At 54.5% G+C, this 12,393-nt stretch carries 13 protein-coding genes and 1 pseudogene; 6 read left to right on the top strand and 8 right to left on the bottom strand.

All coding sequences use genetic code 11. The features are described from left to right. Positions 1–14: 14 nt before the first annotated feature. A complete protein-coding gene (locus HKD32_RS13065) occupies positions 15–299 on the top strand; it encodes a DUF2312 domain-containing protein (RefSeq protein ID WP_061490889.1) in 285 nt (94 codons plus the stop codon). Between the two features lie 168 nt (positions 300–467). On the opposite strand, the gene HKD32_RS15460 is transcribed toward HKD32_RS13065, so the two are convergent. From HKD32_RS15460 to HKD32_RS13050, 3 genes are all read right to left on the bottom strand, one after another. Continuing rightward, entirely contained in the window at positions 468–812 is a 345-nt protein-coding gene (locus tag HKD32_RS15460) for a recombinase family protein (protein ID WP_273498680.1), read from the bottom strand. A 151-nt stretch (positions 813–963) separates the two neighbouring features. After that, the gene (locus HKD32_RS13055) at positions 964–2,043 is read right to left on the bottom strand and encodes an IS5 family transposase (protein WP_015075063.1); all 1,080 of its coding nucleotides are present in this window, start codon (positions 2,041–2,043) and stop codon (positions 964–966) included. A gap of 16 nt (positions 2,044–2,059) precedes the next feature. Further along, entirely contained in the window at positions 2,060–2,461 is a 402-nt protein-coding gene (locus HKD32_RS13050) for a recombinase family protein (protein WP_456306031.1), read from the bottom strand. Positions 2,462–3,331: 870 nt separating this feature from the next. On the opposite strand from HKD32_RS13050, the gene HKD32_RS13045 reads away from it, so the two are divergent. Continuing rightward, positions 3,332–4,518 (top strand): IS3 family transposase gene (locus HKD32_RS13045; protein ID WP_194258190.1). Its coding sequence is split into 2 segments (ribosomal slippage): positions 3,332–3,590 and positions 3,590–4,518, totalling 1,188 coding nucleotides; the frame shifts between segments, so codons are not numbered across the junction. Positions 4,519–4,762: 244 nt separating this feature from the next. Continuing rightward, positions 4,763–4,877, top strand: a pseudogene (locus HKD32_RS15515) (IS6 family transposase); the annotation flags it as partial. Positions 4,878–5,092: 215 nt separating this feature from the next. On the opposite strand, the gene HKD32_RS13040 reads toward HKD32_RS15515, so the two are convergent. Next, a complete protein-coding gene (locus HKD32_RS13040) occupies positions 5,093–5,659 on the bottom strand; it encodes a hypothetical protein (protein WP_194258189.1) in 567 nt (188 codons plus the stop codon). A gap of 443 nt (positions 5,660–6,102) precedes the next feature. Between HKD32_RS13040 and HKD32_RS13035 the strand changes: the two genes are divergently transcribed. Then, positions 6,103–6,429 (top strand): hypothetical protein, encoded by a 327-nt coding sequence (locus HKD32_RS13035; RefSeq protein WP_194258188.1) that lies wholly within the window; start codon positions 6,103–6,105, stop codon positions 6,427–6,429. On the opposite strand, the gene HKD32_RS13030 is transcribed toward HKD32_RS13035, so the two are convergent. Genes HKD32_RS13030 through HKD32_RS13020 form a run of 3 tightly spaced genes read right to left on the bottom strand, consistent with a single transcriptional unit; the run spans position 6,426 to position 10,694 of the window. Further along, the gene (locus tag HKD32_RS13030; protein ID WP_194258187.1) at positions 6,426–7,091 is read right to left on the bottom strand and encodes a hypothetical protein; all 666 of its coding nucleotides are present in this window, start codon (positions 7,089–7,091) and stop codon (positions 6,426–6,428) included. The two genes, HKD32_RS13035 and HKD32_RS13030, sit on opposite strands and share 4 nt — an antisense overlap. Then, a complete protein-coding gene (locus HKD32_RS13025; RefSeq protein WP_194258186.1) occupies positions 7,072–10,152 on the bottom strand; it encodes an HsdM family class I SAM-dependent methyltransferase in 3,081 nt (1,026 codons plus the stop codon). Before HKD32_RS13025 ends, HKD32_RS13030 begins: the two co-directional genes overlap by 20 nt. Then, a complete protein-coding gene (locus tag HKD32_RS13020; protein ID WP_194258185.1) occupies positions 10,149–10,694 on the bottom strand; it encodes a hypothetical protein in 546 nt (181 codons plus the stop codon). Before HKD32_RS13020 ends, HKD32_RS13025 begins: the two co-directional genes overlap by 4 nt. Positions 10,695–10,923: 229 nt before the next feature. Here HKD32_RS13020 and HKD32_RS13015 point away from each other — a divergent pair, with 229 nt between their 5' ends. After that, on the top strand, positions 10,924–11,064 hold the full coding sequence (locus HKD32_RS13015) for a hypothetical protein (RefSeq protein ID WP_194258184.1): 141 nt from the start codon (positions 10,924–10,926) through the stop codon (positions 11,062–11,064). 82 nt (positions 11,065–11,146) lie between these two features. Here the strand turns inward: HKD32_RS13015 and HKD32_RS13010 are convergent, their stop codons facing one another. After that, positions 11,147–11,740: a recombinase family protein gene (locus HKD32_RS13010; protein ID WP_194258183.1), complete on the bottom strand. Its 594-nt coding sequence runs from the start codon at positions 11,738–11,740 to the stop codon at positions 11,147–11,149. Between the two features lie 208 nt (positions 11,741–11,948). Here HKD32_RS13010 and HKD32_RS13005 point away from each other — a divergent pair, with 208 nt between their 5' ends. Beyond that, positions 11,949–12,215 carry an AbrB/MazE/SpoVT family DNA-binding domain-containing protein gene (locus tag HKD32_RS13005; protein WP_099213473.1) on the top strand — a complete coding sequence of 89 codons (267 nt, stop codon included), beginning with the start codon at positions 11,949–11,951 and terminating at the stop codon, positions 12,213–12,215. The last annotated feature ends 178 nt before the right edge of the window (positions 12,216–12,393 follow it).

Below are 12,393 nucleotides of genomic sequence, written 5' to 3'. Positions count from 1 at the left end.
GAAAGGAGAACTGTATGTTGGCACATGAAGAACAGGACACAGCATCTGCTGAAACCACCGTTCAGACCGGAGGAATTGCAGCGGATCGCCTGAGATCCATCATTGAGCGGGTTGAACGCCTGGAAGAAGAACGAAAGGCGTTGGCCGGAGATATCAAGGACATCTTCAGCGAAGCCAAGTCGGCCGGGTTCGACGTCAAGATCATTAAGCAGATCCTGAAGCTTCGGAAAATGGAGCCTGCCCAGGTTGAGGAACAGGAAACCCTTCTGGACATCTATCGTCGTGCTCTGGGAATGTGACTTACCGGTGTGTCCATTGCGGACACACCTTAAAGGAGAAGCCAGATTTCCACGCCAGCAATGACGGCAATGTCCTACCGTGTGGCCATGGTATCCGGGATTGTTGGGATCAGTCTGATCTTGGCCGGATATGCACGGGTGAAATATCTGCGGTCTAGCCCATCCCCATCAGGCCTGTCGTCTGCGGCGGTTGAGAGGCTTCTTCTGATTGTTTTCTGCGGTACGCTCGTCAACATCACCGTCGCCTTCCTCACTCTCTGAGCGTGGTTGCCAGCCTATCCGCTCAAGAGTGTTCAACAGGGTTGTGCGTGGAATTGTGAGACGTCGCGCAACGGAGAGCTTACTCTCACCCTTGTTGAGGTAGTCGAGCGCCATGTCCAAACGCTCCTGACTGATTGACGGAGGCCGTCCGCCTATTCGGCCTCGACGTTTTGCGGCCGCAAGCCCTGCCATGACACGCTCATGAATCAGAGCGCGTTCGTATTGAGCCAAAGCGCCAAACAAGGAAAACATCAGCTCGCCATGAGACGTGGAGGGATCGAAGAACCGTTGGTTGATGCGCCTGGCTCGTGATTTCAGGCTTTTGGCGATTTGATTGACGGTTTTTGGGGGAGCTTTTGATCTGCGTTTTGAGCAGATCGGGGACTGCTCTCCCGCTGGATGACTATGCGCTCGCGTTCAATCTTTCGAGGAAGAGGAAGCGGCGCATGTTGTAGACGATATTGGCCAGCCCGATCCTCATGGTGGCCCGGGTGATACCGACAGTTCGGATGAACAATCCCGTCTGTGATTTCTGGTCGGCAAAGACGTGCTCGACGCGCGATCGGATCACGGACTTTCCAGCATTCGATTTCTGGATATGTCGGGGCATAGGCTTGAGATGCGGCTTTTTTCTGTGAACCTTTGAGACAAAACCCTCTTTGTCCATGAAGTCCTCATTCGCTTTCGAGCGATAAGCTGTATCAGCCCAAACGCTTGAGGCCGTATTGGTTTTATCTAACAGCCCCTCTCTCAATCGCGCACCATCACTGGCGGCGGCATCCGTCGTCTTCCATTTTCGGATGAACCGAAACTTCCGGTCGATGGAGACGTGGGATTTGTAGCCAAAGAACGGGATGGCGAGATCGCTCGACGGTATGGTTCCATCGTCCTGCCGCTTCGCCTTCGTGAACTTAAGTGTCCATCGTGCATGACGATCCTTATGCGACATCTTTGCGGGCTTGTCCTGCCAGTCTTCTGGAATACGTCCTGCCCGGAGATCCGCTTTCTCAGCCTTCGTATTGCGCTGCTTTGGAGCAGCCACCAGTGTTGCATCCAGGATCTGGCCGGACATCGGGAGATAACCGGCGTTCCGCAGGGTCGCGTCAAATCGGTCAAACAGCCTTTCAATGGCACCCGCCTGTGTCAAACGCTCACGAAACAGCCAGACCGTTTTGGCATCCGGCACGCGGTCCGACAGCCCCAATCCCAGAAAGCGCATGAACGACAGGCGGTCGTTGATCAGATACTCTGTCCGTTCATCAGACAAAGTGTTCAACGTCTGGATGACCAGAATTTTGAACATCAGCACCGGATCAAACGGCGGACGTCCGCCTTTACTTCCGTCTGAATAGGCCAGAGCCAGCTCCAGATCAGGGCGGAACACCTCAAAATCCACAGTCCGGGAAAAGGCCTCCAACTGATCGCCAAGCCCGCTCAGCCGAGCAAGGCGCTCTTCAACATCAAAGAAACCAGGCTGCTTCATCTTCCACCATCCCCAATCAACGCCGAAGAAATGGAATCACACAGAACAGCTCAGAGCCAAGGGTTTTTCGAACCCTCCACGTTGTTGTGTCCATCTGTTCGGTCAGGGAACGGAAGGCTACGGATTTGGCCTTCAGATCTTCTATGATCGTCAGGAGATGTGGAAGAGATCGCCCCAGCCGATCCAGTTTCCAGACAACGAGTGTGTCACCACTCTTTATATAAGAGAGACATTTTTTAAGACCGGGTCTGTCATCGCGTGCCCCAGAGGCCTTGTCCTGGAAGATGTGTCGCTCATCGACGCCCGCCTGCACCAGAGCATCGCGCTGCAAGTCCACTGACTGGCGCTCATCGACGGAAGAAACGCGCATATAGCCGATAAGCATATCGGAAAACCCTATTTTTACCGTTCCCGTCACTTACACCAATCCGACAGAGTTTGTCGCCACCCGGCATGGAAATTTTGTCTAGGAAACATGCGAGCACGCCAGACTGGCATTCCCCCCTGTCGGGAATCATCTGCTTTGCGACAGGAGTAATACTCACGCTGAATGACCGATTTGTGATGACGGTATATGGCCATCTGAGTACAGAAACGGGGGGAGAACGGAATGTCTGCTTTGAGACTATCTCATGGGAAATCCGACATCGTTATGAGCACAGTTGACCTCAATTCAGAGCGTAATCCGGTCTGTCTGACTCATATCCCGCAGTAGTAAAACAGGTGCTGGACTACCTTGAGTAGATATCATTAATGACGGAGCATACGGCATCTCGTAGGATTTCGACAGTGCGCGGTGCTGCTCGTCTGAACCATGCCTTTCATTAGCCTCAGTTGATCAGTGAAGACTTGGAGTTTCGTGCCCGGTCTGCCGCGATCCGGCGTGTCCATACCGGTCGCATCGTCTTTTTTTTGCAGCCAAGGACGCGCTGTCCATGCAGGCCCGGTTCCGGGCATTGTGACCAGACTTATGAAGATGGGGCAACAGCGCTTGATGTAGGTCACCTTAGACGTCGGCGGCATGCAAATCGTGCAGCCGACGCCAGTAGGTAACGCCTGAACCACAGCCTATCTCGCACCGCAGCATCTGGGGATACCTGTGGCCAGGGCGAACAGGATCCCCGTCAGCGCCGCGCGGTCGCGCAGACACTTGGTCTGCCACCTTTCAGACGGGCAGGAACGACAGGTAACAACTGTACTATCACTGCCCACAGATCATCGGAGAGGTGGACCCCATTTTTCGGACAGGTGTCTAAGCTATAATCCGACCTGAGAGAGGACGGGTTTTATGGGCAAGGTTACGCGCAAGAGGTATGCGGCGGAGTTCAAATCACGGGTTGCCCTGGAGGCGATCCGTGGGGAGCTGACGCTGGCGGAACTGGCTTCGAAACATGGTGTGCATCAGACGATGATTGCCCAGTGGAAGCGCCAGGCAGTCGAGGGCATGGCGGCAACCTTTTCGGGGAAGGCGGTGTCTGAGCCCCCGGTCAGCCCTGCTGATGTGGAGAAACTACACGCGAAGATAGGCGAGCTTCTCGTGGAACGGGATTTTTTACGCGATGCCTCTGCTCGGTTGGGCGTGATCAGAGGCGGCAGATGATTGACCCGAAGCGAGCACGTCTGCCGATCATCCGGCAATGCACGCTGCTACAACTCAACCGGTCGGGCGTGTACTATCGGCCTGTGCCACAGAACGAGGCCAATCTGGCGTTGATGCGGCTGATCGACGCCCAGTTCCTGGAAACGCCGTATTATGGCTCGCGGCAAATGACATGGCATCTGCGCCGTCTGGGACATGAAGTCGGTCGCAAGCGGGTCCGCCGGCTCATGGCGATCATGGGGCTGCGGGCGATCTACCAGAAACCACGCACGAGTGTGCCCCATCCAGAGCATCGGAAATATCCGTATCTGCTGCGGGATCTGGTCATCGACCGGCCCAACCAGGTCTGGTGTTCCGACATCACGTATATCCCCATGAAACGGGGATTTCTCTATCTCGTGGCGATCATGGACTGGTTCACGCGCAAGGTCCTGTCCTGGCGTCTGTCGAACACGATGGATGCGGAGTTCTGTATCGAGGCGCTCCGGGATGCGCTGATGCGCTACGGCACCCCGGAAATTTTCAATACTGACCAGGGCTCACAATTCACGACGCCCCGTTTTACCGGGCTCCTGGAAGAGCGTCAGATCCGCATCAGCATGGATGGACGTGGGCGCTGGCTGGATAACGTGTTCATCGAGCGTCTGTGGCGGTCGCTGAAATACGAATGCGTCTACCTGCACGCCTTTGAGACCGGATCAGAACTTCGAGTGGGGCTCACGAAATGGATCACCCACTATAACGGGCAGCGTCCGCACGCAGCACTGGCTGGACGTACGCCCGATGAGGCGTATCATGACGTGCCCACGCCCTCTGGTCCGGGGTTAACCCCGGACCAGAGGGCCAACAGCAAAGCCGTCAGAATGGCGGCATAACAACAACCGGGTATAGCTTATTCAAACCCAAAAACTGTCCGAACGGACGGGACCACCTCACCATCCGGAAGGCTGGGGAGGTTACTGAGGATGTGAGCCGACCGTAAATAATCGCGGCAGGTCAGCGCCCCAACTGAGAGGTGAACCTTCTGACCACCACCGAGGCGCTGTTGCAAAATTGGCCCCCTATGCCTGAAATCGCTATCTGTTTTGGCACAGGGCGCAGTAAATGAGCGATTTGTAGGTGCGGCATCTACGGGGCGAGGTGATCCTGTGTGCGGTGCGTTGGTATTGCTGCTATTGGGATTAGCGATCGTGGCCTTGAGACCGTTCTGTACAAACGCGGCGTGAGCGTAGACTGAACCGCGCCGAGATCGGCGGAGCGTCGGGCTCGCACATTGGCCCACCACGTCAGCTTTCCGTAACCCTAGGCGCACTCCTCTATGCTCGGGTTGTAGGCACCTATCACCTGTTTGCTCCCACAATGTAGAACAGACAGGCAGTTCAGGGGGGGTAAGCGGATCGTCCGCTTTCTAATTTTTTTATAAAAAAACGTTCTACAGTTATGTGTTATTTAATATGGACTCTGTGGAACCTGAAGAAATTTTTTCATATATTCTGCGGACTTTTTTGATAAAAGATATGTAGATTCTTGGAATTCAATAAAACATTTATTTGTATTTTTGTTGTTAAATTCTAACGTTTTTATCAAGTTAATTTGTTTTCTTATTAAAGATCGCAACTCGTCTTCATCTTCGTATTTCCCTGTAGAGAGACGAATTTTCTTTGCCTGCAAATTATTTTTGGCACCAATTAATTCCCCCATGGTTTTTTGTGATTCTTTCTCAAAAAACACAAATCTCTTGTGACTTTCAATCAACTGCGTCAGACTCCCCAAATTTCTGGTCCGTAAAAAACCAAGTTTTTCGATTTTTGGGAAAAGAAATTCGCATTTTTTTGCAGACTCTATGATTTTGTCATAGGCAGATGCTTTCGCGTGTGCTGGAGAACCTAATGTATTTATTGTCAATAAAACTGATTCATACTCAATGAATGCAGAATATCTTCTATCAAATAAATCTAAATTGTATTTATTTGATGCTATTATTTTTTGAGTGGAAGCAATTCTATATGCACCCAACGCTATTGCGCCTGTTATTAAAACAGGCCCGAATGTCTTTACAAAAAATAATAACGTCCACGGGTTGGGTTGGTCACATAGTTGTGGACTTATAATACACACTTTCTACGACTCACTAAAAGTTACGCCGCTTTTTGTGTGGTTGCGAGTGAAGAAAATCAAGATTTTTTGACCGAATTAAAACGAAAGATTTGTTACCCGCTTTAGAATGGCAAGTAGGAGCTCAAGCTGTAACATCTTTAGTGTCCGGAATTGGGAAACGCTTTGACCACTCGCTACGTCCGGGATGTAGGCGAGTACCGCCTGTCTGCTTCATATTCCTTGAGCGGACAGGCAGTTCAGGGGGGTAAACGGAAGGTCGGCTTTGTGTAGGGCGATCGGTAAAACCGGACATTCACATGGACGACCCTTGCGAAGGTTTGCTCGGGAGCTTGTTGAGCGGAATGAACACCTCCGTGCCGGTCACGGCGGCGGGCGTGGCTGTCGTCTCGATGGCAAGGGTTGTCATGGTCTTGCTCCTATTGGGCTTGGGTTTCCGCGTAGCGGGAGCGCCGCGCTTCACCCTTGACCGCGCCAGGGGGCAGCGCCCCCAAGCAACCGCCCGGCGTAAGCGTCAGCCGGACATCAAGGCTATACTCGGCAATTTGCTATGCCTGCCCATTCGCAGCCGCCGTTGTGGCCGTTCTACCGTCACGGGTCTTCATGCATCGGTTATCGACGGTACATTTGCGCCCATGGGCTTGTGTGAGAACAGACAGCTCATGGGCTAAGTTGCTTTGATCTGAGCGGCCGGAATCATATCTACAAAAATATGTTTTAGACGAATCGTGTGACTTCCGCTTTGTGTTAATGCGCCTTCCAGGACGGCCAACGAAAGTGCATGAGAAGCCTGAGGGGTGAGACCCGCAGATTCTCCATAAGTCTTACGGATACGGGCATCGATTGCTTCGACCACATCTGACGCGGGCAAAGCTAAAATGTAACCCAGCATAAAACCCCAATCATGCCCGGCGGCGTATTGGCTAGTAACAAATCGATCTACGCCCTTGGCGACATAGCTTCCGTTCAAGGTAGAATCGCCTGCTTGCACCCGCTTACACTCGACTGCAACATATGCGTCCTCGTCTCCAAACTGATGCAAGAACTGTAAGGTTATATCGATCCGTCCAAGGAGAGCTGAGTCATTGGTGGACATGTCTTCGAGTTCGACCTCGCCACGTATTTGCAAGTTCGTAAGTCCAAGCGTCTTCTTTACTCGCCTCATAGCTTTGCGAACGACGATGGTGATCGGAACTTCAAGCATGCCGGTGGTCAGGTCCGGGCGGGCCGCATCACATCCCCGGCATACCAGATCCACGACTGTTGCGATCTGATCGTCAGACAAGGCAAACGCGGGATGGCCGAATGGAGCGTCAGGCGTGAGTAGCGACATCCCGCCTCCGCATCCAGTGGTCAGCGAGGATGATATCGGCGTCGTTCAGCCCCGCCGTCCGCGTCCAGTAGCGGATCTCCGCCGGCTTCAAAATGAACAGATCTTCAGGACCGTAAAGTCGCATTTGCCGACGTTCGTTTAAGTACGGCGGTATGTCAGCTTCGAGCTGGCCGCGCAGGAGCGCCGAAAGAGCTTGAAGCTCGGCTGGGTTTCCGTCGCGAACAATGGGTACATCTGCAGGACCACCGGGAGCCATAACGAATCTCACGGCCGTGACACCGGGAATACCGGCAGCGAGATCGGCTTTGCTTAAACGCACCGGGTAGATGACGGCCTCAAGATGACGCTCATTACGTGCTCGCAGATAAGCGTCAACGGTGCCCGCGACTTGGCCCGCATAGGCGTGAAGGCTGGCGGTATCTGGCGTAGCAACAAGACCGATCCGTTCGGCCCGGTTCTCGAAGATCAGATATCGCGCGCGCGCGACGCTTTCGCGAGCCAATATCCGTTCATCAGGCTCAAGTCCGTAGAGTTCGAAAACCGTGTCATCCAAGCGGTCAAGGCGGCTTATGTCGTCCGGAGTTGCGGCGGCCTCTTTTTCGGCATCTATCACCGCGTTGATGACCGCCGGATCACATTTGTCGAAAAGTGGGATACGCAAAGACAAGAGGTCGTGTGGCTCGACCGTCGGCCGTTCTAGACCCCATGTCGGGCCGCCCAAAGCAAACTGAAAAGCCGTCAGACTGGAGTTCAGAATGCCCGACAGAAGAAATGCAAGACGCGGGTCAGCGTCGGCGAACGATATCCCGAAGTAGCCCTGGGTGTAGAGTACGTCGTCTCCGTTCAAGGCAGCGCTGTATCGGCCTCGCTGCGCGCCGGCATTTGACCCTACCTTTGAGCACAAAAGCAGAGGCCCGCGAAAGATCGACCGGCTGCGCACCCTATGCAACGTCTCATGCGTGAATCTATCGAGCTGATCGGCAGTTAGCCGGAATGGCGTAAAATTATCCGGTGTGACGACAGCGAGTTCGGCGTAGTCATCAGGACTCTTGGTCTGCTCGCGGCCTTTTACCTTGAAGCCTTGGCCTCGATTTATCCGCTTCTTGATTCCAATATTCGTCAATGCTCGATCAAGCGTAGGGAACTCACGTTCAAGCCGTTCAATTAGCCAACCGTCACGCACCGTCCCAAAAGTAGCCGCCTTAAGAAAGGATGGCGTCGCAAGAACCCTTTTCAGAGGAACGGAACGAATTTCACCGGGTCCGAGATGGAAAACTCCCGTTCGCCGAAAATCTGGCGTCCAAGGTATCGAACCAACGAGTAAACGGTCCGCGTTTGGACCCAAAGCGCAACGGGCAAAGAAAAGGAGCGCCGGACCGATCGCGTTTGGAAACAGGTCTTCGCGACGAAGGTAGGAGAGATTGATAAGCGCGACAGGAGCCAAACGCTCAAGCAGATGGGTGCGCGCCGCGATGGCGTGGATATCCTTCGAGAAGAAGGGCGTAGCCTTCATCACCATGCCGATCCGACCATGGTCGCCCGCCAGATCCGCCCCCAGTGCCAAGAACGCTTGATCTGGGCTTCGCCTCGGGCGCAGAGTGGACGTGTCGGATGAGCGGCGCTTTTGCACGCTACCCTTTGTGACGAACGTCCACGGCGGATTACCTACGACTGCATCGAAAGTCCGGCTGGCGATCTGGTTCGGAAGCTCGCTACCGAGTGAGTCGGCCTCGAACAGTGTTGTGTCGATGAGGCGATCGAACTTGAGGTCGATGATGTCCTTGACCGGCTCCTCGTCCAACTCAAGCGCGGCCAGGTAGAGACTGAATGCCGCAATTCCGAGGGCCGCGCGATTGATGTCGATTCCGAAAAGCTGATTATACAGAACGTGGCGGACGATCTGCCGGCTCGCTGGCTTCCCCTCGGAAGCACGCCACACCAATCGACGAAAAGCCTCGACCAGAAAGGCACCCGAGCCACAGGCTGGGTCAATAATCCGCGCATTTGGCGTCAGTGCCTCAAAGACGGGATCGAGCGTCAAATGAACAAGTTCAACTGGTGTATAGTGAAGACCCTGAGAACGAGCTTCGTCGGCCGCGCTGGTGCGGGCAAACTGCTGATAGATCGAGCTAACTAGGTCGATTGGTATTGCGTTGAACCGAAAGCGAAACAGTCGTCCTTGTCCAGACCGTTCTGGAATGAGGCTACGGCCTTCGATAAAGTCGCGAATCAACGCCAGATGTTGCGAGGTTAGTTGCTCGCGCTCGGCGCCAGGATCGTCCATCGGAAACAGATCGCCGTTGAACGTCGTGCGGAGCCAGTCGAACAGCGCGAAAGCGTTGGCGGGCGTGGCGAACATGGCACTGAGGTCGGCAGGCAAACCCGACGGCAAAAACGGCTGCGCGATCCCACGATCCAAGAGATACCACGTGAAGATGCAGCGCCCAATAAAACGCTGAGCAATGTCGCGGGCGTGGGTTAGGGCTTCATCGGTTTGAGGCTCGCCGAGCACGGTGAGACGGTCCTCAAGCGCGCTGATCTCCGCGAGCAGTTCGCGGTCAACGCGATGCCTGCGGTCGATCTTGGAGCCGATAGCGCTTGACCAGAATGCACCTGTTTCGGTGGCAACGCGGCCGCATTGGGCATCCAGGGCACGCAGACGATCCGCAGAATCAAGAACGAAACGGTCAAGAGCCTGGGGTGCTCGGTCCGTCTGAGCGTCGGCTTGTTCCGGCAAGGAGTAGCAGTCGTAAAGCCGGACATCCGCAGGCGTGATGATCCACAGAAGCGGCGCAACGCCAACATTCCATGCCGCCTCTTGCCAATGGCGAAGGTCTGCTTCGCTTGGGTTTGCGTGGCCCGCGTCCTTAAAAATACTGGTCGGCGCGTTCTGCGCGGAGAAGACGGCGTCTGCGTTTAATCCAACGCGGTCATCTGAGAATACCGCACGCATTCTAGCAGCGCGCGGATCGTCTGCGGACACGAATCCAGGTGCGAGCCGGCCGTTAGCGCCAAGATAGCCAGTGGCTTCCAGCGCCTGCTTGAAAGCCGCGCTCGTCAAGCGGACCTCCTACGTGTGGGCGAGACAGTGTTAGCGTTTCGTTTTCGAGCAGCAGGCGCAACCAATGGCCTCGTAATCGAGTCGATCGAACGCGCGGGGAAAAGCTCCAACTGTCCGACCGACATTACAGGGAGGGGCAGAGCAAAACCGACCGACAAAACCTCAAGATGCGGCTGCAAGACTATGATTACGGCATCGCCAACCAGTTGCGATGCCTCGCTGCCCTCCATCAGAGACCAGCGGTCGCCACCTTGCAGCGCCAGCGCCTTGCCCCAGAGCGCAATGAAAGATGTCCGTCGAAAGCCGGCCTTGAGGCTCGCGAACAAGGATTGATGGGGCTGAAGCTCAAGATGGAATCGGTCTCTTAAAGTAGCGGCGATCCGGAGGAGAAGAATCGTCTGCCAAGTAAAACTTGCCGGTGACCCTTTGCTTTTGGGAGGTATATCAGCGGGAATCAGGGCGCGACGGCTCGTCCACTCTCGCAGTGTTGCTGTCGAGAGACCTGTGAGCGCCGTTGCGTCGGGCGTTGTAACGAACCTCATAACCATCCTAAAAAATCGGGGCTTGTACCCGATCTCGTTCAATAGAACGGGTATCATACCCGACCTTGATCGTAAATGGTCGGCCGACTTAAACGATTACAAATCGCGCCCAACCGGGCGAACCCGTATCCGGTCACAATGTGGCACTAGAGGGCTATAGCGTAGACGTAGTGCTCATCCTCGTCGGGCGCGGCCCGCCTATTTCGCAGTGCGGGCTGGAACATGGCTGATGCAGAACCTGCCGGTCGAGCGCGCTCATGCATTGCAAGGCATCATCGGGCCGGTCAGCCTGTTCGCGATGATCGCGCTGAGCTTCCGCGGGCAGACGTTGTTTCAATGTCTGAAGTGGATGGGGCTATTCCGGGTATAGATTGAGGCGTCCCCTTCGTCCGCTTTGCGGAAGGCAAAACTAAAACAGAAATGTCTGCAAAGAGGCGATAGCGGACCTGCCGTTAGGAGGAACCGGCGGGGGAGTTTTCACTTCGAACCCGCATGATGGTCTGCCGACTTGTAGAGAATTTTCTGGCCAGTGCAGACACGCTCATACCCTCTGCCAGGTCCTTGAGGACGCTTTGCTTCTCACCTTCTGACAGTACGGAAGGCCGTCCCAAGGTTTTTCCTTCTGACTTTGCTCGCCTGAGGCCGGACTGCGTCCGCTCAATCAGTAGATCCCGCTCAAACTGTGCAACAGCATTCAGAACCTGCATCGTCATTGTGCCGGACGAACTGGTCAGATCAGCACCGCCAAGAGCGAGGCAGTAAACCTTCACTCCCATGGTCCCCAGCATTTTAACCGTGGTGCTGACATCCATTGCATCGCGACCAAGACGATCAAGCTTGGTCACGATCAGAACATCTCCTGCTTCCAGCCTATCCATGAGGCGAGCAAAGCCACGCCGCTGCGCGATGGAAGTACTTCCGGAAATAGTTTCGGTAACGACCCGACGTGGCTCAACCCGAAAACCGGCTGCTTCAATTTCCTGAATCTGGTTTTCGGTCGTCTGCCCGACTGTTGAGACGCGAACATAGGCAAAGGTGCGTGGCATAGGGCTCATTTCGTCCGAATAGGATGTCCGAAATATGAACTATGTCCGAAACACTGTAAAGGTAATTTCCGGACAGATCACTCCGCCCCTGTCCGAAAACGATCGTTTTCGGACACCCGAATGTTATGGCATCAAGAATAAAAATGACCTAAACACGGAAAATGACCCGAAACAAAGTTGCAACCTTTTCGAACAGGAGATCAGTTACATGATTCGTGTCAACGTTATGCCGAATGGTCGACTTGTTCTGCCGGTTGGCTTGCGTAAGTCGCTTGGCGTCGAAAAAGGCGGCCAGCTCATGGCGGAGATTGTAGATGGGCAGGTTCGCTTAATGACGCCTGATGCCTCGCTTGATCGGGCCAGGGCACTGTTCCGAAAATATGTCCCGGCCGGCACCTCGATTGCTGACGAAGTCATTGCTGAGCGACGCGCTGAAAATGCGCTCGACAGCCATGACGATGGGGTGAAGCGCTGATGCCGATTTGCGTTATCGACACATCCGCTGTCTTTGCGGACCTGAACGAGGAAACAGGAGCTGAAGAAGCTAGGTACTGGCTGCGCGATGCAGCCATCTCCGCGATCAACCTGCAAGAGATCGTTTCTAAAGCTGTTGATAAAGGCGTCCCGGCCGAAGGAGTATCCGAACTGATCGC

Origin of the sequence: Gluconobacter japonicus (assembly GCF_015244665.1) — a bacterium.
Lineage (GTDB): Bacteria > Pseudomonadota > Alphaproteobacteria > Acetobacterales > Acetobacteraceae > Gluconobacter > Gluconobacter japonicus.
Note: the sequence above shows the minus strand (reverse complement) of the source record. Positions and strands in the feature narration are given on the sequence as shown.

Coding starts and splice junctions, on each gene's coding strand:
- HKD32_RS13035 (WP_194258188.1), top strand. CDS start 6,103: ATGAACACCTCCGTGCCGGTCACGGCGGCGGGCGTGGCTGTCGTCTCG.
- HKD32_RS13005 (WP_099213473.1), top strand. CDS start 11,949: ATGATTCGTGTCAACGTTATGCCGAATGGTCGACTTGTTCTGCCGGTT.
- HKD32_RS13020 (WP_194258185.1), bottom strand. CDS start 10,694: ATGAGGTTCGTTACAACGCCCGACGCAACGGCGCTCACAGGTCTCTCG.
- HKD32_RS13055 (WP_015075063.1), bottom strand. CDS start 2,043: ATGAAGCAGCCTGGTTTCTTTGATGTTGAAGAGCGCCTTGCTCGGCTG.
- HKD32_RS13010 (WP_194258183.1), bottom strand. CDS start 11,740: ATGCCACGCACCTTTGCCTATGTTCGCGTCTCAACAGTCGGGCAGACG.
- HKD32_RS15460 (WP_273498680.1), bottom strand. CDS start 812: ATGTTTTCCTTGTTTGGCGCTTTGGCTCAATACGAACGCGCTCTGATT.
- HKD32_RS13030 (WP_194258187.1), bottom strand. CDS start 7,091: ATGTCGCTACTCACGCCTGACGCTCCATTCGGCCATCCCGCGTTTGCC.
- HKD32_RS13015 (WP_194258184.1), top strand. CDS start 10,924: ATGCAGAACCTGCCGGTCGAGCGCGCTCATGCATTGCAAGGCATCATC.
- HKD32_RS13065 (WP_061490889.1), top strand. CDS start 15: ATGTTGGCACATGAAGAACAGGACACAGCATCTGCTGAAACCACCGTT.